Source organism: Nocardia sp. NBC_00565, from assembly GCF_036345915.1.
In the GTDB taxonomy this organism is placed as follows: domain Bacteria; phylum Actinomycetota; class Actinomycetes; order Mycobacteriales; family Mycobacteriaceae; genus Nocardia.
On the sequence record NZ_CP107785.1, the window covers coordinates 6,674,230 to 6,696,498 of the forward strand.

24 protein-coding genes and 1 pseudogene are annotated in these 22,269 nt (G+C 66.1%); 11 read left to right on the forward strand and 14 right to left on the reverse strand.

Translation table 11 applies throughout. The features are described from left to right. Nucleotides 1–4: 4 nt before the first annotated feature. Together OG874_RS30545 and hppD are read right to left on the reverse strand one after the other, a co-directional pair. Nucleotides 5–532: a DUF3558 domain-containing protein gene (locus OG874_RS30545; protein WP_330250549.1), complete on the reverse strand. Its 528-nt coding sequence runs from the start codon at nucleotides 530–532 to the stop codon at nucleotides 5–7. A gap of 57 nt (nucleotides 533–589) precedes the next feature. After that, the gene (gene hppD / locus OG874_RS30550) at nucleotides 590–1,798 is read right to left on the reverse strand and encodes a 4-hydroxyphenylpyruvate dioxygenase (RefSeq protein WP_330250550.1); all 1,209 of its coding nucleotides are present in this window, start codon (nucleotides 1,796–1,798) and stop codon (nucleotides 590–592) included. A gap of 164 nt (nucleotides 1,799–1,962) precedes the next feature. On the opposite strand from hppD, the gene OG874_RS30555 reads away from it, so the two are divergent. Continuing rightward, a complete protein-coding gene (locus OG874_RS30555; RefSeq protein WP_330257482.1) occupies nucleotides 1,963–2,487 on the forward strand; it encodes an Lrp/AsnC family transcriptional regulator in 525 nt (174 codons plus the stop codon). A gap of 45 nt (nucleotides 2,488–2,532) precedes the next feature. Then, the gene (locus tag OG874_RS30560; protein WP_330250551.1) at nucleotides 2,533–3,699 is read left to right on the forward strand and encodes a low temperature requirement protein A; all 1,167 of its coding nucleotides are present in this window, start codon (nucleotides 2,533–2,535) and stop codon (nucleotides 3,697–3,699) included. A gap of 47 nt (nucleotides 3,700–3,746) precedes the next feature. Here OG874_RS30560 and OG874_RS30565 read toward each other — a convergent pair whose 3' ends face one another. The 8 genes from OG874_RS30565 to OG874_RS30600 all read right to left on the reverse strand — a co-directional run bounded on the left by OG874_RS30565 (nucleotide 3,747) and on the right by OG874_RS30600 (nucleotide 12,074). After that, the gene (locus OG874_RS30565; protein ID WP_330250552.1) at nucleotides 3,747–4,403 is read right to left on the reverse strand and encodes a GntR family transcriptional regulator; all 657 of its coding nucleotides are present in this window, start codon (nucleotides 4,401–4,403) and stop codon (nucleotides 3,747–3,749) included. Nucleotides 4,404–4,434: 31 nt separating this feature from the next. Beyond that, a complete protein-coding gene (locus OG874_RS30570; protein WP_330250553.1) occupies nucleotides 4,435–5,427 on the reverse strand; it encodes an isopenicillin N synthase family dioxygenase in 993 nt (330 codons plus the stop codon). Nucleotides 5,428–5,455: 28 nt separating this feature from the next. Continuing rightward, nucleotides 5,456–6,622 carry a nitrate ABC transporter substrate-binding protein gene (locus tag OG874_RS30575; protein ID WP_330250554.1) on the reverse strand — a complete coding sequence of 389 codons (1,167 nt, stop codon included), beginning with the start codon at nucleotides 6,620–6,622 and terminating at the stop codon, nucleotides 5,456–5,458. A 20-nt stretch (nucleotides 6,623–6,642) separates the two neighbouring features. Then, the gene (locus tag OG874_RS30580) at nucleotides 6,643–7,494 is read right to left on the reverse strand and encodes an ABC transporter permease (RefSeq protein ID WP_442943146.1); all 852 of its coding nucleotides are present in this window, start codon (nucleotides 7,492–7,494) and stop codon (nucleotides 6,643–6,645) included. Continuing rightward, nucleotides 7,494–8,216 carry an ABC transporter ATP-binding protein gene (locus tag OG874_RS30585; protein ID WP_330257484.1) on the reverse strand — a complete coding sequence of 241 codons (723 nt, stop codon included), beginning with the start codon at nucleotides 8,214–8,216 and terminating at the stop codon, nucleotides 7,494–7,496. Before OG874_RS30585 ends, OG874_RS30580 begins: the two co-directional genes overlap by 1 nt. 166 nt (nucleotides 8,217–8,382) lie before the next feature. After that, a complete protein-coding gene (locus OG874_RS30590; protein WP_330257485.1) occupies nucleotides 8,383–9,726 on the reverse strand; it encodes an amidohydrolase family protein in 1,344 nt (447 codons plus the stop codon). Between the two features lie 131 nt (nucleotides 9,727–9,857). Next, complete coding sequence (locus tag OG874_RS30595; protein WP_330250555.1) at nucleotides 9,858–10,970, reverse strand: winged helix DNA-binding domain-containing protein; 1,113 nt, start codon at nucleotides 10,968–10,970, stop codon at nucleotides 9,858–9,860. 129 nt (nucleotides 10,971–11,099) lie between these two features. Then, entirely contained in the window at nucleotides 11,100–12,074 is a 975-nt protein-coding gene (locus tag OG874_RS30600) for an NADPH:quinone oxidoreductase family protein (RefSeq protein WP_330250556.1), read from the reverse strand. Nucleotides 12,075–12,221: 147 nt separating this feature from the next. On the opposite strand from OG874_RS30600, the gene OG874_RS30605 reads away from it, so the two are divergent. Then, nucleotides 12,222–12,545: a type VII secretion target gene (locus tag OG874_RS30605; protein ID WP_330250557.1), complete on the forward strand. Its 324-nt coding sequence runs from the start codon at nucleotides 12,222–12,224 to the stop codon at nucleotides 12,543–12,545. After that, nucleotides 12,542–13,666 (forward strand): transglycosylase SLT domain-containing protein, encoded by a 1,125-nt coding sequence (locus OG874_RS30610; protein ID WP_330250558.1) that lies wholly within the window; start codon nucleotides 12,542–12,544, stop codon nucleotides 13,664–13,666. The genes OG874_RS30605 and OG874_RS30610 overlap by 4 nt, the downstream gene beginning before the upstream one ends. Before the next feature lie 18 nt (nucleotides 13,667–13,684). Here OG874_RS30610 and OG874_RS44930 read toward each other — a convergent pair whose 3' ends face one another. Then, nucleotides 13,685–13,969, reverse strand: coding sequence for a DUF7373 family lipoprotein (locus OG874_RS44930; RefSeq protein WP_442943442.1), 285 nt, complete (start codon nucleotides 13,967–13,969; stop codon nucleotides 13,685–13,687). Continuing rightward, nucleotides 13,957–14,673, reverse strand: a pseudogene (locus OG874_RS30615) (serine/threonine-protein kinase); the annotation flags it as partial. The gene OG874_RS44930 and the pseudogene OG874_RS30615, both read right to left, overlap by 13 nt. Nucleotides 14,674–15,011: 338 nt before the next feature. Here OG874_RS30615 and OG874_RS30620 point away from each other — a divergent pair. Then, a complete protein-coding gene (locus OG874_RS30620) occupies nucleotides 15,012–15,779 on the forward strand; it encodes an acyl-[acyl-carrier-protein] thioesterase (RefSeq protein WP_330250560.1) in 768 nt (255 codons plus the stop codon). 53 nt (nucleotides 15,780–15,832) lie between these two features. On the opposite strand, the gene OG874_RS30625 is transcribed toward OG874_RS30620, so the two are convergent. Next, entirely contained in the window at nucleotides 15,833–17,503 is a 1,671-nt protein-coding gene (locus tag OG874_RS30625; RefSeq protein WP_330250561.1) for an FAD-dependent oxidoreductase, read from the reverse strand. Nucleotides 17,504–17,616: 113 nt separating this feature from the next. Here OG874_RS30625 and OG874_RS30630 point away from each other — a divergent pair, with 113 nt between their 5' ends. Then, nucleotides 17,617–18,108: a SixA phosphatase family protein gene (locus OG874_RS30630; protein WP_330250562.1), complete on the forward strand. Its 492-nt coding sequence runs from the start codon at nucleotides 17,617–17,619 to the stop codon at nucleotides 18,106–18,108. Between the two features lie 20 nt (nucleotides 18,109–18,128). Here the strand turns inward: OG874_RS30630 and OG874_RS30635 are convergent, their stop codons facing one another. Beyond that, nucleotides 18,129–18,332, reverse strand: a complete 204-nt coding sequence (locus tag OG874_RS30635; protein ID WP_330250563.1) for a hypothetical protein — start codon at nucleotides 18,330–18,332, stop codon at nucleotides 18,129–18,131. A gap of 59 nt (nucleotides 18,333–18,391) precedes the next feature. Between OG874_RS30635 and OG874_RS30640 the strand changes: the two genes are divergently transcribed. The 5 genes from OG874_RS30640 to OG874_RS30660 all read left to right on the forward strand — a co-directional run bounded on the left by OG874_RS30640 (nucleotide 18,392) and on the right by OG874_RS30660 (nucleotide 22,231). Further along, nucleotides 18,392–18,760, forward strand: a complete 369-nt coding sequence (locus tag OG874_RS30640; protein WP_330250564.1) for a VOC family protein — start codon at nucleotides 18,392–18,394, stop codon at nucleotides 18,758–18,760. 147 nt (nucleotides 18,761–18,907) lie between these two features. Continuing rightward, nucleotides 18,908–19,360, forward strand: a complete 453-nt coding sequence (locus OG874_RS30645; protein ID WP_330250565.1) for a MerR family transcriptional regulator — start codon at nucleotides 18,908–18,910, stop codon at nucleotides 19,358–19,360. Further along, entirely contained in the window at nucleotides 19,357–20,370 is a 1,014-nt protein-coding gene (locus OG874_RS30650; protein ID WP_330250566.1) for an aldo/keto reductase, read from the forward strand. Before OG874_RS30645 ends, OG874_RS30650 begins: the two co-directional genes overlap by 4 nt. Before the next feature lie 80 nt (nucleotides 20,371–20,450). Then, nucleotides 20,451–21,245, forward strand: a complete 795-nt coding sequence (locus OG874_RS30655) for a GNAT family N-acetyltransferase (RefSeq protein WP_330250567.1) — start codon at nucleotides 20,451–20,453, stop codon at nucleotides 21,243–21,245. After that, nucleotides 21,242–22,231 (forward strand): pirin family protein, encoded by a 990-nt coding sequence (locus OG874_RS30660; protein ID WP_330250568.1) that lies wholly within the window; start codon nucleotides 21,242–21,244, stop codon nucleotides 22,229–22,231. The genes OG874_RS30655 and OG874_RS30660 overlap by 4 nt, the downstream gene beginning before the upstream one ends. The last annotated feature ends 38 nt before the right edge of the window (nucleotides 22,232–22,269 follow it).

Consider the following 22,269-nt stretch of genomic DNA (forward strand, 5'->3'; position numbering starts at 1 on the left):
CCCCTCACTGCAATCGCTGCACGGTCAACTCGGCCAGCTTGCGCGTCCGGTCACATGGATTGCCCTGCTGCGAGAACATTCCGTAAGACATCGACCATTCGAAGAAGTCGTCGTCGAGCTGCACCGCGAGATCGCAGACCGAACCGCTCGGGTCCAGCGCCTGAAATCCCTTGCGGCCACCGACATCGATCGTCTCCGGATTGCGCCCGACATTGGATACCCAGGCCTTCTCGCGATCGATCGGACTGCCGCGATAGGACGCGAAAGTGACACTCGGCGAAGCGATTCCGGCGGACTGGAAGTTGCACCCGACCGAATTGCGGTACACCCGCGCCAACTGGCTCAGCCCCGCGATATCGCGCACCTCTTGTTCGGTCACATGGCCGCACTCGCCGACGAACGGACCGAGCGAGGCCACCTTCGGGGGCGGGCGCAGCGGTGCGTTGTCGGAATCAGAGTCTCCGCCCGAGCCGCACGCCGACAGCGTCAATACCAAGGCCAGACCGGTGACGATCGCCGACGGGATCCGCATGCCGTGAACTCTACCGGCGGCACCCGGGGAGTAGCTCGCCGTGCGATGCCGGGCTGGTCACAGGTTGCCGCGCGCCTCTTGTTCGCGCTCGATGGCCTGGAACAGGGCCTTGAAGTTGCCCTTGCCGAAGCCGAGGGAACCGTGGCGCTCGATGAGTTCGAAGAAGACGGTGGGACGGTCGGTGAGCGGTTTGGTGAAGATCTGCAGCAGGTAGCCGTCCTCGTCGCGGTCGACCAGGATGCCGCGACGCTGCAGCTCTTGCACCGGGACGCGGACATGGCCGATGCGGGCGCGCAATTCGGGATCGGAGTAGTAGGTGTCGGGTGTTTCGAGGAATTCGACGCCTTCGCGACGCAGCACGTCGACGCATTCGAGGATATCGCTGGTGGCCAGCGCGATGTGCTGTACGCCGGGACCGCGGTAGAACTCGAGGTATTCGTCGATCTGGGAACGCTTCTTACCCACCGCCGGTTCGTTGAGCGGGAACTTCACCCGGTGGTTGCCGTTGGCGACGACCTTGCTCATCAGCGCCGAGTACTCGGTGGCGATATCGTCGCCGACGAATTCGGCCATATTCGTGAAACCCATGACGCGGCGGTAGAACTCGACCCACTGATCCATCATGCCGAGCTCGACATTGCCGACGACGTGGTCGATCGCCTGGAACAAACGGGTCGGCGTACCGGGGCGCGGCTGGTAGCCGGAGTGCCGGGTGACGTATCCAGGCAGATAGGGCCCGTAATAGGCGGAGCGGTCGATCAGCGTATGCCGGGTTTCGCCGTAGGTGGCCAGCGCCGCCGAGCGGACGGTGCCGAATTCGTCTGTGTCGTCATGGGGTTCGACCAGGATCCGCGCGCCGTGGGTGCGCGCCCATTCCAGGCAGCGGTCCACATCCGGCACCTCGAGCGCGATATCGACGACGCCGTCGCCGTGCCGGTCGTGGTGGCCGACCAGCGGGCTGTCCGGCGCGACCGCGCCGGTGATGACGAATCTGGCCGCACCGCTACGCAGCACGTACGCCTTGTGATCGCGGTTGCCGGTCTCGGGGCCCGAGTACGCCTCCAGCCGCATGCCGAAGGTGGATTCCAGGAAGTGGGCGGTCTGGGTCGCGTTCCCGACCACCCAGACCAGCGCGTCCCAGCCGATGACCGGGAAGGGGTCAACGCTGGCGTCGTGATCGACCAGACCGACGAGCCTGCGCAGCTCACCGTCGGTGGGCAGCGGACCGCTCTGTCGCTGGGAATTCGGCAGGTGCTCGATGGTCATGACCCAAGGAAAACGCCGCGCCATTCAATAGGCAACATCATCGATTTTCGATAGACACTGTGGTGAATCCGGCTAGGAACTCACCCCTCATGCTGGACAATTTGAATAGCACCATCGGGACCGGCACCAGGCCGATCCACACTCGGCAAACGGAGGCCACCCTCATGTCGCGCACCCCCGCGAAACTGGATGAACTCGATCTCGCCATCCTCACCGCGATGCACGAGTATCAGAAAGCGGGCATCCTCGAGCTGTCCCGGCGCACTCGGGTCGCCAGGGCCACCGTCCAGTCTCGGATCGGGCGGATGGAGGAGTCGGGCGTCATCGCCTCCTATGATCCGCAGATCGACGTCACCGCAGCGGGTTTCGACGTACAGGCCTTCGTCACGCTGGAGATCGCGCAGGGTGCGCTGGACACCGTGGCGGCCGAACTCGACTCGATTCCCGGAGTGCTGGAGGCGTATGCGACGACCGGCTCCGGTGACGTGCTGTGCCGCATCGGCGCGGATTCCCATGCCGGGCTGCAGGCAGTGTTGCTGAGTATCGACCGGACGAGTTCGGTGGTGCGCTCGCACAGTGTGATCGTGCTGTCGACGGTGATCGCGCACCGCACGCTGCCGCTGTTGCGCACGCTGACCCCGACCGGGACCACCAAAGCGCCCGCCTACCGGGACGCGCCGCAGCGCTGAGGCGTTTAAGCTCGTGCTTCCTGTGTCACCGAGTACGAGACTTCGATGAGCGAGCCCGCAGAATCCAGCACCACCACACCCCATGCCCGCGCCACCTGGGCCGAATTATTCTTCGACCTGGTCCTCGTCTTCGCGGTCACCCAGACCGCGCATGTGCTCGGTCACCACACCTCGATCGCCACGCTCGGCCACGCCCTGGTGCTGCTCGCGCCGCTGTGGTGGGGATGGGTCGGGGTCACCATCCTGGTCAATACCGTCGAGGAGACCAATACCCAACGTTTGGTGCTGTTCGGCTGTGGGCTGTGCATTTTCCTGATGGCCGTCGCGGCGCCCGCCGCACTGGACCAACCACGCGGAGCCGCAATGGTTTTCGCGGGTGCGCACCTGCTGTTGCGGATCGTGCTGGTCGCGGCCGTCACCCGCACCCATGGGTTCGAGACCACGATCAATCCGTTCACCATCGGATTGGTCACCGGCATAGCGATTTTCGCGAGCGCGCCGCTACCTGAGCACGCGCGGATCTGGGCCTGGACCGGCGCGCTCGTCGTGCAGTTGGGAGCGCCGCTGCTGTACGCCCGCGCGTTGCGCGACCGGACGATCGGGGTCTCGCATCTGGTGGAGCGGTTCGGTCTGTTCATCATCATCGCGCTGGGCGAATCGGTGGTCGACGCGGGCGCGCAGGCCGCCGCGACCGACCTCGATCCGGCGGTGGTGACCACATTGGTACTGGCCTTCCTCGTCGGCGCCGGGCTGTGGTGGATCTATTTCCATCGCTCGGCGGGACTGCTCGAGCATGCGCTGGCGACGATGCCCACGCCCGGACTGATCGTGCGAGATGTGCTGAGCTATGGGCATTTAGGGCTGGTGTCCGGGTTGGTCGCGGTGGCCGTCGGGCTGGGGCATGCGGTCGCCGACCCCGTGCACACCGTGCACGGCGTGGCCGCGGCGCTGGCACCGGGCGGTGCGGCGCTGTTCCTCGTCGCCCTGGTGGTGAATCGGTGGCGGATGCTCGGCAATGTGGCCACGACTCGCCTCGCCGCGGCCATTGCGTTGATCGTGGTCGCCGCGGTGTCTTCGGCGCTGCCCGCCATCGCCGTCGTGGGGCTCACCGCGGGCGTGCTCATCGCGACCGATATTGCCGAGCAGTTGGTGGCCGGGCCCGGTCAGCCGTTGCCTGCGGTGCGGGTGGGACGTCGGTCGCGTTCGACGTAGCGCAGGGTGGCGGAATCCGCTACCGCCGCAGGTAAACCCGATACCGGTCAGCGTCGGCCGAGGCGGGTGACGAGTCCACAGACGTGCGCCTCGGCCGCCGCGCGCGCGTCCTGCGCGTGCCCGGATTCGAGGGCTTCGACGATGCGGCGATGTTCGCGCAGGGCGACGCGACGGTTGAGTTCGGAGCGCCAGAGATCGCCGCGGTAGAGATGCGTTTGGGCTTCGAGCCGGGCCAGTTCGTCGGCGAGCGGGCGATTGCCTGCCCGGTCCCGGATGAAGGTGTGGAACTCCAGATCGAGTTCGGTATCGCGGGCGGTGTCGGCGGCGCCGCGCAGGTTCTCCTCTTGCTCGGCCAGGAGCGTCGCCAGCTTCGCCAGATCGGCCTCGGTCAGTTTCGCCGCTGCCTCGGCGGCGGCCAGGCCGTCCAGTACGGCCCGCACCGCGAGCACATCGCGCACCTGGTCGTCGTCGATGGCGGCGACCCGAGCGCCCGCGTGCGGGACATTGACGGCCAGGCCCTCATAGATGAGCTGCTGGACGGCCTCGCGCACCGGACTGCGGCTGACGCCGAGCCGGGTGGCCAGCGCCGGAACGCTCAACGGCGTGCTCGGCTCCAGCTCACCCGTCAGCACCATCTGCCTGACCTGCCGGTGCACGGAGGCGCCGAGCAGCGCGGAGGCGGTCGCCGCATCCGGGTCGGTCATCACAGTGCTTCCTTTCGTCTCGCTGCTGAAATTACCCGTGCGACCGGTAGTTGGCCTGCACGCGCTGGGTGAGGAAGTCGGCGGCGGTGACCGGCGGGTAGGTGCGCCGTGGCCCCTGGATCACGGCGTCGCGGTCGGCCTGGGCGAAGTAGGCGATGCTGTAGCGGTCGCCTTGGTATTCGCCCGGGCCCGGGCTGCGCACCCGGTGGAAGTTGGAGGGCAATTCGTCATCGCTCCAGCGGGTGAGCATATCGCCGATATTGCAGGTGATCAGCGCGGATGACGGGGTAATCGAGGTCCACTGCTGCTCGTGCATCTCCTTGCCGGGGCACACCTGCAGGCCGCCCTGTCCGTCGCGCTGGAAAAGCAGTGTCAGACAGTCGAAGTCGGTGTGCGCACCCGCGCGCCAGCGACCGGGAACGCCTTGCAGTTCCGCTGGCACCGCGAAGTAGTGCAGCAACCGCAGCGTGCTCTGATACTGCGCGGAATTCGGATCGTGCGCCTTGGTGAAGTGGTCGCGCTCGAAGCCGAGGCGATCGGCGAAGCAGGACAGCACGCGCATTGCGACGGTCCATGCCCGATGCTCGAAATCCAGGATCTCGCTATGGAATCCGGCCATTTCTGCCTCGCTCGGCCACAGCTCGGTCATATGCGGGCGGGTGATCTGATAGGACTCCTTCTGGTCGGGCACGCCGATGGACGGGCGCACCTGGCTCAGGCTCTCCCAGCCCGCATTGTTCGCTTTGACCAGGGGGTACTGCGCCTTGGTCGCTTCCGGGAGCGCGAAAAACTCCGCGGTGCGGGCGAATATGTCATCGATCCGCTCCTGCGAGATGCCGTGGCCGGAGACCTGGAAGAAGCCGATCTCGGTAGCCGCGGCCCACAGTTGTTCGGTGATCTCGGCACGACGCTCGTCGAAGTCGGTCAGATCGATGACGCGGATCTCGCGGGCGTCGGTCTCCGCACCGAGGCCGCCCATCTGCTGCTCGCGCGATACCTCGGACAGGTCGTAACTGGCGGTCATGGTGTCCGTCCTTGTCTGCGTTGGGGTTTCAGCTGCCGACGGCGATCGTCGGGTCCAGGAATTCCTTGGTGACGATGGCGTCGGCGGTCAGGTTGTTCGGCACGTTCGCGCCCCCACGGCGCAGGATCGGGGCGAATTCGTCGATCACGCGTTGTACCCTGGCGATATCGAAACTGCCGACCACACCGTCGGTGTCGTTGCCGATCAGGCCGCCATCAATGAGCGCCTTCGAGCCGTAGGCGGCGAGTTCGGCACTGTAGGGGCTGAACTTGGGGTTCTTCGAAACCACGTCGACGACAACATCATTCACGTGCGACGGGTCGGCACGAAACTGCGCGGTCGCCCGCTGGATCATCGGGACGATCCGCTGCAGACAGGGGCGCAGCTCGTTCAGTCGGTCGGCGCGGACGTTGACGGTGCGGGCGTAGCCTTCGTAGCCGACGTCGCGCAGCAGCTGATAGCCGACCGGCTTGCCCCAGGCGCGGACCTCATGCTCGTAGACGTAGGGCTCGGAGTTCACGAAGCCCTGCTGCGCGAAGGACGGGCCCGCGACGAAGCGGGACGGCGAGTTGTCGTAGGAGGCATCGATCTGTTTCGGGTCGACGAGTCCCCGCGCGGCCAGCCAGTCCGGATAGAGCTGGCCCTGCGAAACGACGATCGGCGCACCGGATTTCCCGATATCGGCGATGCCGTGCCAGTCGGGATGGGTCTTGGGATCCCACATCAGCAGCTGCGGGCTGTTCCGCAACAGCGTCGTCACCGCGATGATCGGCTGCTGGCCCGCCGCGGCGATCGAATGCTCGGAGTGGGCCAGCCCGAGGGTGATGCTCTGGTCGACATACATCTGCGAGGGCACAGTCTGGAAGCCGATGGCCGGTCCGCCCGCACGGATCTCCAGGTCGACGCCGGTGTCCTTGCCGTCGACCACCAGCGGGCCGGTGACCTTGTTGTTGTCGGCATCGACCCGATAGCCGGGGCCGAGCAGCCCGAAGATCGGGCCGGAGTCCGTCTCGGGTTCCCATTGCAGCTGCACGACAACGGTATTCGGACATTTCCCGGCCAGCTGCTGTTCAGCGGGTGCGGCCGGGAGGTCGACGGCGGCGGTTTCGGTGTCGGAACCGGAGCAGGCGGCGCCGGTGACGACCACCAGGGTGGCGATGGCCGCGATACCGATGCGGCGCAAGGGCATTTTCATGAGATTCTCCTGGAATGGGGCTAGCGGCCCGAGCCGTGCCAGCGGCCGACGGTGAGCCGCTGGGCGGCGGTGAAGATCGTGAAGACGAGGACGCCGAACAGGGCCGCGAGCACCAGTGCGGCAATGAGGTCCTCGGATTGCAGTCGGGCACGGTAGTTGTCGAGCAGGGTGCCGATGCCGGGGCGGCCCTGCGCGAAGAACATGTCGCCGATGATCGCGCCGGTCACCGAAAGTCCGGCGGCGGTACGCAGACTCGTCATGATCGAGGGCAGTGCGGCCGGCAGTTCGAGTGCGATGAGCCTGCGCCAGCGACCGGCCCGGCCGAGGGTGAACAGTTCACGCAGGTTCTGATCGATGGATTGGATGCCGAACAGCGTCATCGCGATGATCGGATGGATCGCGATGAGCACGCAGACGATGGTGCGGGCCGAGGTGCCATAGCCGAACCAGAGCCCGATCAGCGGAACCACGGCGAGCACCGGGATCGCCTGCAGGACAACGGCGTATGGATACACCACCTGCTCGATCGGCTTGGCCTGACTCATCAGCACGGCGATGGCGACACCGAGCACGGCCGAGACCGCGAGCCCGGTGACCGCGACCTTCGCGGTCACGGCGAGCGCGCGCAGCATCACCTCCAGCTTCGCCGGATTCGCCAGCGATTCGGTGAGGACGACATGCGGTGGCGGGAGCAGGAATCGGCGATCCGGGGCCAGCACCACCAGGGAGACCAGGTACCAGGCGGCCATTGCCAGTCCGATCGATATCATTGGTGTCGCGACCTTGGCCAGGGCGGCGCGTGGTCGCACCCGCAGCGAAAGCCGTTGTGCCGGTTCGGCGGAGGCGGCGACCGGTGCCGCGATACTGACCATCAGCAAGCCTCTTTCAGCGAATCGGAGGCCCGCGCCACCAATTCGGTGAACGCGGGCTCGAAGCGCAGCTCCTGGCTGCGCGGGTAGGGCAGATCGACGTCGATCACCTCGTGCAGACAGCCGGGTCGGGCGGACATGACGACCACGCGCGAGGCGAGGAAGACCGCCTCGGATACCGAATGCGTGATGAACAACGCGGTGAAACCGTTGTCGCGGTATAGCCGCAACAGTTCTTCTTGCATGTTCAGGCGGGTCATCTCGTCCAGCGCACCGAACGGCTCGTCCAGCAGCATCAGCCGTGGTTCCAGTGACAACGCCCTGGCCAGCGAGACGCGCATGCGCATGCCGCCGGAGAGCTGGCTGGGCAGGCTGTTCGCGAAATCGGCAAGGCCGACCGCGGCGAGTGCGCGAGTTGCCCGCGCGCGCCGAGTCTTCCGGTCGATCCCGCGCAGCTCGGCGGAGAGCTCCACGTTGCGCGACACCTTGCGCCACGGCAGCAGGGTGGCCTCCTGGAAGATGAACCCGATCGAATCCGTACGCACCGCAACGGCTCCCGAGCTGACCGGCTCGAGCCCGGCCGCCAAGCGCAGCAGCGTCGACTTGCCGCAGCCGGAAGGGCCTACAACGGCAACGAATTCGCCCTGCCGGATATCGAGGCTGATATCGGCGAGTGCGACGGTGTCGCCGAATCGCTTGTGCGCGTTGGCAAACGACACCTCCATGCCCGAGAGCAGCGTCCTCGCATCGGCGTCCTGGACCGTGTTGTGCAGTATCTGCCTCACTTGACCTTCTCTCACCGACCATCAGGCATTGCGTGCAACTATTGCGAATAATCAGTGTTGCTGATCTCAATTACATGCAATTACTGGCTCGTTTCCAGTTGATTAATTAAGACCGCATGTTACGAAGACGGCTCGACAGAGTGTCGGTATCCACCCGGGTGCTGACGCCGTCGCAAATCACCGGTTCCCCGTCCACCCAGACCGTGTCCACCACGCGCGGCGAGGCCGCGGTCAGCAGGGTGGCGCCGGGATCGAGCACCGGCAGGCAGGCGAAATCCCTGTCGAAGCGGATCAGCGCGCAGTCACCCCGGTCCCCCACCGCGAGGCCGGGACCGGTCACCGGGTGGCCGAGCGCGCGTTGGGTGCCGCAGGTAGCCAGCCGCATCATGTCCTCGAAGCCCAGGATGTCGGCCCGTTTTCGGATGACGCGCTGCAGATAGGAGCCCATGCGCAGCGCGAGCAGCATGTCCTGGGTGTCGTTGCTGGCGGCGCCGTCCACGCCGAGACCGATATCGATTCCGGCAGCCAGCATCTCCAGCACGGGCGCGACGCCGCTGCCGAGGCGCATATTGCTCAGCGGGTTGTAGGAGACGGCCACGCCACGGTCGGCGAACACCGCGCGACCCTCGGCGTCGAGGTGGACGCAATGCACCGCCAGGGTCCGGTCCCAGAGCAGGCCGCCCGCGTCAAGGTAGTCCACCGCTGAACGGCCTGCATGTAATCGGCACATGTCCTCGTCGGTGGAGGTTTCGAGTACATGTATCGACACGGTCTTGCCGGTCCGCTGGGCATATTCGCGAGTGGCGGCCATGCCGTCGGGAGTCAGGCAGCGCGGATTGGGGATCGCAAGCGCAGTGTCGATGCGCGAACCGGCCAGCCGGGCATCGAGGTCGTCGATATGTGCGAAGACCTCCGGCAGCGGCTGCATCAGTCGCGGATCGATACCCCATTTGCGAGTGACATCGGCGCGGTCGGCGACGCCGCGACCGAGAATCACCCGGATGCCCAGTTCATTCAGCGCGCGAATCATGGCGTCGTGCACGGCCGTCGAGCGATTCGGCCACAGATGTTCGACCACGGTGGTGACGCCACCGCGCAGCAACTCGGCGCCACCGGCGAGGGCGGCGAGATAGGTCTGCTCGGGGGTGGCGAGGACGGTGCGCTCACCGACACAGTGCAGCCATTCCAGCAGCGGCAGACCCTCGCCGATGCCGCGGAGTACGGCCTGCTGCAGATGGGTGTGCGTGTTGACGAAGCCGGGAATCAGATGACCGCCGTCGCCGTCGACGAACGGCAGCGCACGGTGGTCGCGACCCGCGTCAGTGCCGATCGCGGTGACGACGCCGTCCACCACGACGACGTCCTGGCCGGACAACCATTGTGCACCCGCGCCGACACGGGCATAGACGGTGACATTGCCAATGACAGACGAATGGGGTCGATTGCGCACCACGCGGCATTCCTCCTGGGAAATGCGGCTGGTTCGCCCGCCCGGATTCGGCGGCCCCCGTCGTCCGTTGCAGCCATGAACGACGTGCGAGCCAGATTAACGACCCCGTATGTCGGCGGTGTTAAACCTGGTCAGGGACGCAGATCGGCGTCTACATCGAGGATTTCTACGCTCGGCTGCTTATCGGCCTCCAGGAACCCGACCAGCGCATGGGCTTCGGCATCCACCGCCGTGCGCTCCGCGGCCGCCCACTTCCGGATCGGAGTGATGCGCAGTCGAGCGACGCCCCGCTCCAGGAAGATCTTGTAGAACCCGGCGAGGTAGCCGTCGACCAGCACCGGCGATACCGCAGCGGCGAATGCGCGCAGGGGTGGCGACACGCCGTCGGGCACGATTCGGGTCCGATCCTGGTGCGAGAGAATCGCATTGTCGTACCAGCCGAGCAGGCGGATCGGGGACGGCAGCTCCGGATCGGCAAGTTCGCCGTCGGCGACGTCGTAGAGGGTGCGGCCACGTTCGTCGGTGTAGGTGCGCAGGCGGTCGCCGAGTTGTTCGACCGCGGCCTTCATCCCGGCCAGCTTGGACCAGGTCTGCATATCCATGGTGCTGGCCGGGCCGAACGCGCGCAGATAGCGAAAGACCAACTCCGCCAACGGATAACCGGGATCCAGCGGTGCGCCGAGCCAAGGCTCCACTCGGGACCAGATCGGCCTGCTGTTGTCCTTCCACTTGCCGCGCGGCGGGGTCTGCAGCACGGGCAACTGGTACAACCAGGTCTGCAATACCGCACCCGCATCGCGATCCGGGTAGATCAGCGCGGCCTTCGCGCGCAGATCCGCCGCCGACATCGGCTGATCGCCCAGCGCTGCTTCACCCTGTGCGCGCACCTCGTCCGGATCCAACCCGACCATCGCGCCGTAGTTGAAACCCTTTCGGAAGGGGACCTTTTCGAGCTCGGGCTGGATATGCGGCGCGATGCGCAGCGCATCCGGCGGCGTGACCAGATGGATCGTGCCGCGCATCAACGTGATTCGCACCAATGAGCGATCATCCAGACCCGCAGAGACGGTCGTCGGATCGAAATCCGCTATGCGGCTCCATAATCCGACGAACGGCGGCGGCGAATCCTGCGCCTGCAGCCCGACGAGATGGTCGCACATCTCGGGCACGGTCAGCGTCGCACGCTCCAGCAGGTGCTGGCGGGCCAGCAGGGTCCGGTTCAGCACCCGGTTGGACAGCATCATGATTCGATCACCGTACCGGCGCGCAGGTTCTCCCGGGCGCACGTGGTGCCGATCCATACCGGGCCAGCCGACCCGGGTGCGGCCGGGCCGTTAGTGCGGCGGCAGCCTGGTTCGCGCATGACACCATGGTCAGCGCAACGTGACGACGACTTTGCCGGTGGCGGTGCGGTTGTCGAGGGAGGCGACGGCCTCGGCGGCGCGCTCCAGCGGGTAGAGCACGGGCTCCGGCGGGGTAATCGTGCCGGCGGCCAGCATTGGCTCGACTTCTGCCCACTGCTCGGTCAGGTAGCCGGGGTGGGTCATTACCCATTCGCCCCAGGCCGCGCCGGCCACCTCGACGTTCTTCAGCAGCAGGCGATTCACCTTGACCGTGGGGATCTCGCCCGCGGTGAAGCCGACCACCAGCAGGCGGCCACCCGCGGCCAGGCTGCGAATACTGTCGGTGAACCGGTCGCCACCAACCGGATCGAGCACGATATCCACACCGCGACCATCGGTGAGTTCCTTGACGGCAGCGAGCCACCCGTCGGTCAGCACTACATCGGTGGCACCGTTGGCGCGCGCGACCGCCGCCTTCTCCTCGGTACTCACCACCGCGATGACCCGGCCCGCACCGAGCGCGACCGCCATCCGCAGCGTCGAGGTGCCGATGCCCCCCGCGGCGCCGTGCACCAGCACCGTCTCGCCCTCGGCCAGCCTGCCGCGGTTACGCAGGCAGAAGTGGACGGTCAAATCGTTGAACACGATTCCGGCTCCGGCCTCCAGCGAGACATTGTCCGGCAGGCGGAACACCATCTGCACGGGCGTGACCGCCACCTCGGCGATGGCATTGCCGAGCATCGTCAGCGCGACCACCCGATCGCCCGCCTGCACGTGCGCGCCCTCCGGGGCCTCCCGCACGATCCCGGCCACCTCACCGCCGACGACGAACGGCAACTCCGGCTTCATCTGGTACAGACCGCGCGTCATCAGCACATCGGGAAACGCCACCCCCGCCGCGTGCACGTCGATGACCACACCCCCGGGAAACACCGTAGGCTCCGGAATCTCCACGACCTCGATCGCTTCCGGCCCTTCCAGCTTGCTGACCTGGGCTGCACGCATATGCCGACCTCTCTGTCCACTCGACGACACTCACATCATCACCGACGCCGCAACCAACCTAACCGGCTCCCAGACACACCTGTCCAGGCGACCCGATTTTGCTAAGCTGACCGCGACCTGAGGTGGGGACGAAGGGGGAAGATTTTCGTGGTAGAGAAGATGGACCCGAAGACGCTGCAAGTCGACACGGGCGCGCTACAAACGTTCGCGGGCAACCTGCGCACCGAGGCGGGCAATGTCGGCAAGCTCAATGCGGGTGACGGCTTCGGTGTCGCGGCAACGGCCTTGCCGGGCACCGCCTTCGGCACGGTGATCCCCGAGGCCACGGATGTGGTGAACCGCTGCCTGCAGCGCATCGGCGACCGACTCACGGCGATCGCCGACAATGTGAAGAACGCGGCGGGCAAGTACGAAGTGGCCGAGGACGAATTCGCGACCAAGCTGCGGACGATCGGACTGCAGCAGTCATGACCCTCACCATCGACGATGTCAGCAACTGGCACCCCGAGAAGCTCGGTGACGCCGGCGAGCACGCACATACGCTCTCGACGGGACTCGATGGCGTCATCGGTAAAGGCATCACCGATACCAAAGCACTCGAAGACAATAAAACCTGGTCCGGTACCGCGGGTCAGGCGGCCAATGCGCGGATGGACACCGAGAAGTCCCGAGCCTCGAAGGTAGGCACAGAACTGCTAGCGCTCGAGACCGCGTTCACACAGCAGGTACAGGGTCTGCAAGAAGCGAAGGACAGGGTGCTGCGCCTGCGCAGCGACGCAATCAACCAGAAGCCGCCCTTCGAAGTGTCCCCGGATGGCACAGTCAGTGCCGCACAGCGCATCGGGGCAATCCGCAAAGCCGAAGGGGAAGGCAGAGGCGGCTCCGAGGTCGCGATCGTCTCAGAGGAACTGGAAGCCGCGCGCCGACAGTGGGAACTGGCGAACGCGCTACGCGATGCGGAACAGGCCGCGAACACGGCGCGTACCAAGGTCAGCGAAGCGGTCACGAAACTGCAGACCGTTTTCAACGATCTCGGCGATCCGAATCTCGGTGTGACACAGACATCCAGCACGAGCACGGCGCCGGCCGCGGTCACCAATTCGTCGACGTCCAATACGAGCAAGCCCAACTACGGGTCGAGCAACCACAGCGGCAGCAACGGCTCCGGATCGCCTTCGAGCTCCTTGTACTCCGGCAGTACCGGATCGAGCGCACCAACCGGGGCGAAGCCGACCGGCGATATGGCCAAGTGGATCGAGGATGCGAAGAAGGCGCTCATTGCCATGGGTTACGACCCGAAGGATATCGATGAAAACGCGATCGCGTTGATCATCCAGCACGAGTCGGCAGGCGACCCGTACGCCGAAAACCGCTGGGACAGTAACTGGGTCGCCGGGCACCCGTCCAAAGGACTCATGCAAACCATCGACAGCACTTTCAACGCCTACAAAGCGCCCGGCCACGACGACATCTGGAATCCGGTCGACAACATCATTGCTGGGGTTCGATATTCGATCGACACTTATGGGTCACTCGGCAATGTGCCGGGTGTCGCGGCGGTCAATTCCGGTGGCGCATACCGCGGCTACTGACGGCGCGCGAACAAAGCGTCATCGACTGTTGGCGAACAGGGCGTACTGGGCCGCTGCCATTTGCTGGGTCTCCCACAATCGGCGGCCGAGAAGCAGAGCGGCATAACGGCGGTAGGCGACGAAACACCGGAACTGTGCGTCGGATGGCGCCGAGTAGTCCTGGACGCAGGACGTATTCGGAACGTCATCGGGCGGATCAACTGCCCGACGGTCAACCGCCGCACCCAATTCCGCCGATTCGGTGACGAATTTGGTTGCGGCCGAATCGTCTCGGGTCCGGAATACCAGGATGCGTCGAGGCACGCATCGAGCACCGGACGCAATACCGTCGGCACCCGGCTGGTGTCGGCCCGGTTGTGCACCACGTTGTACAGGGTCTGCGGCGTCGACGCCCCGAGGAATGGGCTCTGTCCGGTTGCGGCAAGCAGCAGCATGGCGCCCACCGAGAACACATCGCTCGCGGCGCTCAGCTGGCGACCTTCGGCCTGCTCGGGCGACATGTAGGCGGGTGAGCCGATGAGCGAGCCCGTGCTCGTGAGCTGAATGTCGCCCTCCAGCGCCCGCGCGATACCGAAGTCGATGACCCGCGGTCCATCCTCGGCGAGCAGCACATTGCTGGGTTTGAGGTCGCGGTGCACCATGCCCGCGCGATGGATCTCCATCAGCGCCGAGGCCAGTCCGGCCGTGAGCAATCGGAGTCCGCCCAATGGCATCGGGCCGAATTGGTCGACGGCCGCGCGTAGCGAAGGTCCCGGTACGAAGACCGAGGCGAGCCACGGCTCGCTCGCGTCCGGGTCGGCATCCATGACCGCGGCCGTATAGGCGCCGGTGACGCGCTGCGACGCTTGGACCTCGAGGCGGAAGCGGGCGCGGAATTCCGGGTTCTGGGCGAGATGGCGGTGGATCATCTTGACTGCGACGAGCCGCCCGTCCGGCGATCGGCCGAGCAGTACCCGTCCCATCGCGCCCTGCCCGATTACGGCGATCAAACGGTGGCGGCCCGCCATGCGCGGATCATGTGGCCCCAGTGACTTCAACCCCGGCCCTCCCCTCGGTCCCTGCCCGGGATAGTACCGGCGCGAGCACCGCGCGTCGCCCGTGGCGGAACGCTCAGGCGAAGGTTTGGTTGTGCTCGGCGAGGGCGGCGCGGAGTTTGGTTATGGCCGTCGTCCACCACCCCTCATCGAATCGCTGCGCGATGCTCTCATGACCCCATACTGCCCGGTGGACCCGGTACATGTGAGTAGAGGCGGCTCGACGCGAGGGTGTGACGTACGCCCCGTAAAGTCGTCTCAGAACAGCAGCGCAAGAGAACGCGGCACACCGTGCAGCGCGAGGAGCACCAGTGTCACTCGATCAGCCACTCGCCCCGCTTCCCCAGGAGGGCATGGGGTTTGCTTCGGCGTGGCCCATCCGGGCTGGCGATGTAGATCCATACAACCGCTTGCGGTTCGACGCCGTCGCACGTTATCTGCAGGATATTGCCTGGGAACAACTGCAACAGACGAATCTGCACCGGACCGATCCGACCTGGATCGTCCGGCGCACGGTCATCGATGTCATCCGGCCGATTATCTGGCCCGATGAGGTGCATCTGCTGCGCTGGTGTTCGAGCATGTCCACCCGGTGGACGAATATGCGGGTGCGGGTCACCAGCGCCGACGGCGGGTTGATCGAGACCGAGGGCTTCTGGATCAATATCAGCGAGTCCAACAACATGCCCGCCCGGATCAGCGATGAGGGCCTGGCCTACCTGGCGCAGACCACCAATGAGCACCGACTGCGCTGGCGGCCGTATCTCACCGACACCTCCCCGTCGGAATCGGATACCGATATGCCGTTCCCGGTCCGGGCCACCGATATCGACCAGTACAACCATGTCAACAATGCCTGTTACTGGCAGGCGGTGGAACAGTTCCTGGTCGAATATCCCAAGCTCGTCGCGGGCCCGCATCGCGCGGTGATCGAGTATGTCGCGCCGGTGCTGGCCCGTCAGCATGTCACGGTGCGCAGCCGCTACGAGCCGGGCGATCGCTCCGGCCGGCCGGTGCTGCGGCTGTGGTTCGTGGTCGGCGGCACGACCACGACGGTCGTGCGCATCATGCCGCTGTAGAAACAGCGAACCGGCTCCGTTCGCGGCGAACGGAGCCGGTCGGCCAGATGTGCTCAGCCGCGCGCGGCCTTGAGTAGATCCTCCCGGGTGGTGAACTTGACCCGCGGTCGCCCTGAGGCCTTGCCCGCGGACTTCTCCGCCGTATCGATGGCCTTCCAGCCCTCGCGGTCGACCAGATCGACCTGCCGCTGCCCGAGCAGCGCCTTCAGCGCGGCCCGATCGGCCTGCGGCACACCGAGTTTGCCCGAGGTGAAGTCGGCGATCAGCCCCTCCACCGTTTCCTCGGAGTCGATCCGGTTCGAGCCGATGACACCGCGCGGACCGCGCTTGATCCAGCCGCTCACATAGACACCGAGCAGCGGTATGCCGTCTTCGCCGAGCACCCGGCCGTGCTCGTTGGGGACGACGGCACGGCGCTCGTCGAACGGCAGATCCTTGATCGGCTCGCCCTTGTAACCGATGGAACGCAGCACCAGCCCGGCCTCGATGGTTTCGGTCCGATCGGTCGTGCGCGCCACCAATTGACCGTTTTCGCTGACCAACTCGTTGTGCGCGAACTCGACCGACTCGACGTGATCGGCGCCGTGCAGCGCGGTCGGCGAGGTCAGGTAGCGGAAGACGATCCGCTTGTTGGCCGGATCACGACGACCCCACGCGTACTCCTCGGCGAGGGTGTACTTGAGCTGCAGCGACGGCTCGACCTCCGGATCGTCCAGCACCGCTCGACTTGCCTGGTCGAGCTCCAGATCGGCCTCCTCGACGATGATGTCGACGCCCTTCAGGTGGGTCAGCGCCAAGAACTCCGGCGAGGTGTAGGCCGCCTGCAGCGGACCGCGCCGGCCGAGCACGACGACCTCGCGGATATTGCTGCTGCGCAGCGCGTCCAGCGCATGATCGGCGATATCGGTCTTGGCGAGTTCGTCCGGGTCCACCGTCAGCACGCGGGCCACGTCGAGGGCGACGTTGCCGTTGCCGACGATCACCGCCCGCTCGGCGGACAGGTCGAACTGCCGCTCGGCGAAGTCGGGGTGGCCGTTGTACCAGGCGACGAATTCGGTCGCCGAATGGCTGCCGGGCAGATCCTCACCCGGCACGCCCAAGCGACGGTCGGCGGACGCACCCACCGCGTAGATGATCGCGTGGTGGTGTGCCAGCAGTTCCTCGTGCGTGATGTGCGTACCGACCTCGACGTTGAGGTAGTACTGCAGCGTCTCGCGCCGGAACGCCGACTCGAACAGCCCCGAAACCGTCTTGGTGCCCGGGTGGTCGGGGGCGACGCCCGCACGCACCAGGCCCCACGGGGTCGGCAGCCGGTCGAACATCTCGACCTCGACATCACAGCGGCGCAGCAGCTCGTCGGCCGCGTAGCAGGCCGCGGGCCCGGCACCGACGATGGCGACGCGTAGCGTGCCGAGTTCCTTGGGTGGACGCGCGGGCGTGACGATCGGATCGAAGTTCGATTCGAGTGGATGCCGTTGGAAGTAGGCGGCATTGATGTCACGGAACCTGGCCAGCGTCGCGGTCAGATCATCCTCGGAGAAGATGGCCTCCACCGGGCACGCGTCGACGCAGGCACCGCAGTCGATACAGGTGTCAGGGTCGATGTAGAGCATCTCGGTTGTCGCGAACTCCGGCTGATCCGGGGTGGGACGGATGCAATCGACCGGGCACTCAGTGACGCAGCTGGCGTCGTTGCAGCAACGCTGCGTGATTACGTAGGCCATATTGTGCAGATCCTCGAAAATGTACGTGGGCAGGGCGTCGGTTTTGTGATGCCGCTTTCAGTTTGCCTCGAGTGTGGTCGAGACCTCTCGTCCGGAGGCCTTACGGTATCCCTATGGTGCGGACGCTGATCCTCATGCGACACGGTAAATCGGCCTACCCCGACGGTATCTCCGATCACGAGCGCCCGCTCGCGCCGCGTGGTCAGCGGGAGGCGGGACTGGCCGGGCAGTGGTTGCGCGACACCCAACCGCCGATCGATGCGGTGCGCTGCTCGACCGCGACGCGGACCCGCGAAACGCTGGCTGCCACCGGTGTTACCGCGCCGGTGGTCTACGAGGCGGGCATCTATGAGGCGTCGCCGCGCACGCTCATCGAGTTGGTCCAGCTCAGCGATGACGATGTCGCGACGCTGCTGGTGATCGGGCATGCGCCCGGAATGCCGTGGACGGCATGGGAGTTGGCGAGCAATCGGGATTCGGATCCGGCGATCGAGCTCAGCAGGAAGTTCCCCACCTCGGCACTCGCGGTGCTCGAGTTCGACCGGCCGTGGTCTCGGGTGGATGAGGGCACCGGTGATCTGGTGCGCTTCCACATCCCGCGCTAGCGCAGCAGTTTGCCGCCGCGCTAGCGCAGCAGTTTGCCCCCGACGACGACCACGACGCCGAGGACGACGAGCAGGACGAACGCGGCGAATCCGCCGAGCAGCCACCACACGACGCCGAGCGCCAATACGAACGGCGCCACCGCGATGGCGGTGATCACCGGGCTTTCCCTGACCGTGGCCCAGGCCGAGCGAGCCCTGATCCGGTCGATGTCCTTACCTGCCATGTCACCAGGGTAGGTGCGAAACCGTGTTCTCGCCGTCGACCCGGTGGGATGCTCAGGAGATGGATTGGAAAATCGAACTGGTCGCAATTCCGGTGACCGATGTGGACCGGGCCAAGGACTTCTACACCAAGATCGGTTTCCAGGCCGATCACGACCACCGGGTCAATGAGAGCCTGCGCTTCGTGCAGCTGACCCCGCCCGGTTCCGGGTGTTCCATCTGCATCGGCGAGGGCATCACGGAGGCCGCGCCGGGCAGCGTCGAGGGCATGCAGGTGGTCGTCGCCAGCGCCGAGGACGCCTATCAACAGTTGGTGGCGGCCGGTGTGGCGGCGACGCCGGTCAAAGATATGGGCTGGGGCCTGTTCACCTTCTTCGCTGATCCGGATGGCAACAGGTGGGCTGTGCAGGAGTTGCCCAAGCGCGACTGAGTATCAACCCAACTGATCGAGCCGGATAGCGCGGGGGCACGGCCACCCATGTTCCGGTCACCTCCGCGCTGCGGCAGAATTGAGGCTTGCTTGGAGTGCACTCCAGGTGACTAGCGTCGTCAGTGTTCATCGAGAAGGGTGAGTCCAGTGAGCGAAGCGGCATATCAGGTTGCCGACGGCGATCGGGAGCGGCCGCGGTATTCGATCGGCGAGGCCGCGGATCGGTCCGGACTCAGTCGCGACACGCTGCGCTGGTACGAGCGGATCGGGCTGATGAATTACATCGGGCGCGATCACGCCGGTAAGCGGCGGTTCAGCGATCGCGATCTGGAGTGGTTGGCCCTGATCGGCAGGTTGCGCACCACCGGCATGTCGGTGGCGGACATGGTCCGCTACGCCGAACTGGTGCGAGAGGGCGAATCCACCGTCCCCGAGCGGCTGGAAATGTTCCGCAACACTCGCGCCGAGGTGCTCGCCAAGATCGATGAACTTCGTCAGACCGTGGCCGTGCTGGATCACAAGATCGGCCTGTATGCGGGCCAAACGTCCGCCGCCAAGCCGGCCGCGCGCACGCAAGCAAGCGAAGGGATCACCATATGACGGACACGCTTCCCACCACCGCGCTCGGCAACAGCGGCATCCAGGTGAGTGCGCAAGGCTTGGGCTGCATGGGAATCAGCGATTTCTACGGCCCCTCCGATCTGACCGAATCGCGGGCGACCCTGGATCGCGCGCTGGAACTGGGCGTCACGCTGTACGACACCGCCGATGTGTACGGTTCGGGCAACAACGAGGAATTCCTCAGTGATTTCGTGCGGGCCGATCGCGATCGGGTGGTGCTCGCAACCAAATTCGGCATTGTCCGCAAGGCCGACGACCCGACCTTTCGCGGCATCGAGAACTCCCCCGAGTACATCCGTGGTGCCGTCGATGCCAGCCTGCGCCGCCTCGGCATCGACACCATCGACCTGTACTACATGCACCGCCGCAACCCGGCGATCCCGCTCGAGGAATCCGTCGGCGCGATGGCGGAACTCGTCGCGCAGGGCAAGGTTCGGGCGCTCGGCCTGTCCGAGGTGACCGGCGACGAACTGCGCGCGGCGTATGCGGTGCATCCGATCGCGGCCCTGCAGTCCGAATGGTCGCTGTTCTCCCGGGATGTCGAGCGCACCGCGGTGCCCGCCGCGGCGGAACTCGGCGTGACGTTCGTGCCGTACTCACCGCTCGGTCGCGGGTTCCTCACCGGATCCTTCTCGACGGCGGACGAATTGACCGACAGGACGGACTTCCGGCACTTTCAGCCGCGCTACTCCGGCGACAATGCGGCGCGCAATGCCGAACTACTCGCGCCGCTGCGCGATATCGCGGACGCGCGCGGCATCTCACTCGCCCAGGTGGCGTTGGCGTGGCTGCACGCCCAGGCGGGCGTGCGCGGGCTGACCGTCGTCCCGATTCCGGGTACTCGCAGCCGCACCCGACTCGCCGACAACGTCGCGGCCGCCACCATTTCGCTCACCGCCGACGAACTGGCCACACTGGAGCCGATCGCCGACAAGGTGGTCGGAGACCGGTACGCGGATATGTCTTTCACCTCGGTGGGCCGGGAATAAGGCACCGAGTCCCGCAGCGCAGCACGGCGATCCGGACCGCAGTCCGGGCACATCGCCGTGCTGCTCTAGTATCCGGACCTATGGAGTCTCCAGCCCCTGCCACGCGCGTGTTCATCGATAAGCAGACCCCCGAAGCCTTTCGAGCACTGAACACCCTGGCCAGCGCGGTCCGCGCGGCCGGCGCCGCGGCCGGGCTGGACCGCAAGCTCATCGAGCTGATCAATCTGCGCGTCTCACAGATCAACGGCTGCGCGTACTGCCTGGACGTGCACCATCGTGCGGCCATCGCGGCCGGTGCCACCGAACGCGAGCTCGCGGTCTTGTATGCCTGGGACCGCACCGAGCTGTACACCCAGCAGGAACGGGCCGCGCTGGCGCTGGCCGAACTCACCACCACGCTGCCCGACGAGGCGACGATGGATCGTGAGTACGCTCGGGCCGGGGAGCATTTATCGGATGATCAGATCTCGGCGATCCTCTGGGTCGCCACCACGATCGGCGCGTTCAACCGCGTGTCGATCCTGAGCAAGCACCCGGTACGCCCGCGGAAGGAACAGCCGAAGATGACCGAAGCCACGCCCGAGAGCAAAGTCGTCCGCAACGACGAGAAGAACCGCTACGAAGTGTTCTACGGCGGCGAACTGGCCGGATTCAGCGAGTACGAGGAGCGCGACGACGAGACGGTGTTCATTCACACCGAGGTCGATGGCGCGTTCTCCGGTAAGGGTCTGGGCAGCGTCCTGGCCAAGAACGCCGTCGAGGATGTGATCGCCCGTGGCCGGGTGATCCGGGCGCTGTGCCCGTTCATCAAGGCCTATCTCGAGAAGCATCCGCAGTACGACGAACATGTGGTCGGCAAAGGTATCACTCGATGAGCGATCTCGATACGCATCCAGAAGAGGCGCTCTGCCAGGCGACACCTGGTCCGGGTCCGGTGGCGGAGTGCTATCCCGCGCGTGAGGTCCCGCTCGGCGGCGTGCGCGGCGTTTTCGTGGAACGCGTACTGCCGCAACGTGATCTACCGACCGTCGGCGCCTGGTGCTTCCTCGATCATTTCGGCTCGCCCACGGTCACCAAGACGGGTGCGTCGCCGGATATCGACCCGCATCCGCATATCGGACTGCAGACGGTCACCTGGCCGTTCGACGGACGGATCCGGCACCGCGACTCGATCGGCTCCGACGTGGAGATCGAGCCGGGTCAGCTGAACCTGATGACCTCCGGCCGCGGTATCGCGCACTCCGAGTACGGCGTCGCGGGCGCGCACGCCGGGCACGGGCTGCAACTGTGGATCGCGCTGCCCGGTGACAGTCTCGGAATCGATCCGCATTTCGAGCAGCATCGCGAGCTGCCGATCTACCAGGCACCCGGGGTACGGGCCATCGTTTTGATCGGCACCTTCGCCGGTCTCACCTCGCCCGCCAAGGCCTATACGCCGATCGCCGGCGCGGACGTGCGCCTCGAGCCGGGCACCGACACCACCATCGCCCTCGACCCCACCTTCGAGCACGCGCTCATGGTGATCGAAGGCGCGGTAACCGCCGCTGATACCGAAATCGCCGCGGGCCCACTGCTCTACCTGGGCACCGGCCGCGACGAACTGCGGCTCGCCAGCACCGAGGGCGCCCACTTCGCACTGATCGGCGGCGAACCGTTCGGCGAGGAACTGGTGATGTGGTGGAACTTCGTCGGCCGCAGCCACGAGGACATCGTCGCGGCCCGAAACGATTGGGAGAACCACGATCTCGCCCGTTTCGCCGATATCGCGGGCCACACCCCCGACCAGCGCATCCCCGCCCCACCCCTGCCCGGCCTGCACCTCAAGCCCCGCAAACGCCGCCTCGGCCAGGCCCATTCCTGACCCCAGGCGAATCCCCGCACTCTTTCTCGGTGTTCGCA

Excerpts from the sequence above, each read along its gene's own strand:
- hppD (WP_330250550.1), bottom strand. The coding sequence starts at position 1,798 with ATGACCATCGAGCACCTGCCGAATTCCCAGCGACAGAGCGGTCCGCTG.
- OG874_RS30585 (WP_330257484.1), bottom strand. The coding sequence starts at position 8,216 with ATGGAGGTGTCGTTTGCCAACGCGCACAAGCGATTCGGCGACACCGTC.
- OG874_RS30610 (WP_330250558.1), top strand. The coding sequence starts at position 12,542 with ATGACCCTCACCATCGACGATGTCAGCAACTGGCACCCCGAGAAGCTC.
- OG874_RS30625 (WP_330250561.1), bottom strand. The coding sequence starts at position 17,503 with ATGGCCTACGTAATCACGCAGCGTTGCTGCAACGACGCCAGCTGCGTC.
- OG874_RS30580 (WP_442943146.1), bottom strand. The coding sequence starts at position 7,494 with ATGGTCAGTATCGCGGCACCGGTCGCCGCCTCCGCCGAACCGGCACAA.
- OG874_RS30570 (WP_330250553.1), bottom strand. The coding sequence starts at position 5,427 with ATGACCGCCAGTTACGACCTGTCCGAGGTATCGCGCGAGCAGCAGATG.
- OG874_RS30560 (WP_330250551.1), top strand. The coding sequence starts at position 2,533 with ATGAGCGAGCCCGCAGAATCCAGCACCACCACACCCCATGCCCGCGCC.
- OG874_RS30635 (WP_330250563.1), bottom strand. The coding sequence starts at position 18,332 with ATGGCAGGTAAGGACATCGACCGGATCAGGGCTCGCTCGGCCTGGGCC.
- OG874_RS30655 (WP_330250567.1), top strand. The coding sequence starts at position 20,451 with ATGGAGTCTCCAGCCCCTGCCACGCGCGTGTTCATCGATAAGCAGACC.
- OG874_RS30660 (WP_330250568.1), top strand. The coding sequence starts at position 21,242 with ATGAGCGATCTCGATACGCATCCAGAAGAGGCGCTCTGCCAGGCGACA.
- OG874_RS30595 (WP_330250555.1), bottom strand. The coding sequence starts at position 10,970 with ATGATGCTGTCCAACCGGGTGCTGAACCGGACCCTGCTGGCCCGCCAG.
- OG874_RS30565 (WP_330250552.1), bottom strand. The coding sequence starts at position 4,403 with ATGACCGACCCGGATGCGGCGACCGCCTCCGCGCTGCTCGGCGCCTCC.
- OG874_RS30545 (WP_330250549.1), bottom strand. The coding sequence starts at position 532 with ATGCGGATCCCGTCGGCGATCGTCACCGGTCTGGCCTTGGTATTGACG.
- OG874_RS30555 (WP_330257482.1), top strand. The coding sequence starts at position 1,963 with ATGTCGCGCACCCCCGCGAAACTGGATGAACTCGATCTCGCCATCCTC.
- OG874_RS30640 (WP_330250564.1), top strand. The coding sequence starts at position 18,392 with ATGGATTGGAAAATCGAACTGGTCGCAATTCCGGTGACCGATGTGGAC.
- OG874_RS30650 (WP_330250566.1), top strand. The coding sequence starts at position 19,357 with ATGACGGACACGCTTCCCACCACCGCGCTCGGCAACAGCGGCATCCAG.
- OG874_RS30575 (WP_330250554.1), bottom strand. The coding sequence starts at position 6,622 with ATGAAAATGCCCTTGCGCCGCATCGGTATCGCGGCCATCGCCACCCTG.
- OG874_RS30600 (WP_330250556.1), bottom strand. The coding sequence starts at position 12,074 with ATGCGTGCAGCCCAGGTCAGCAAGCTGGAAGGGCCGGAAGCGATCGAG.
- OG874_RS30630 (WP_330250562.1), top strand. The coding sequence starts at position 17,617 with ATGGTGCGGACGCTGATCCTCATGCGACACGGTAAATCGGCCTACCCC.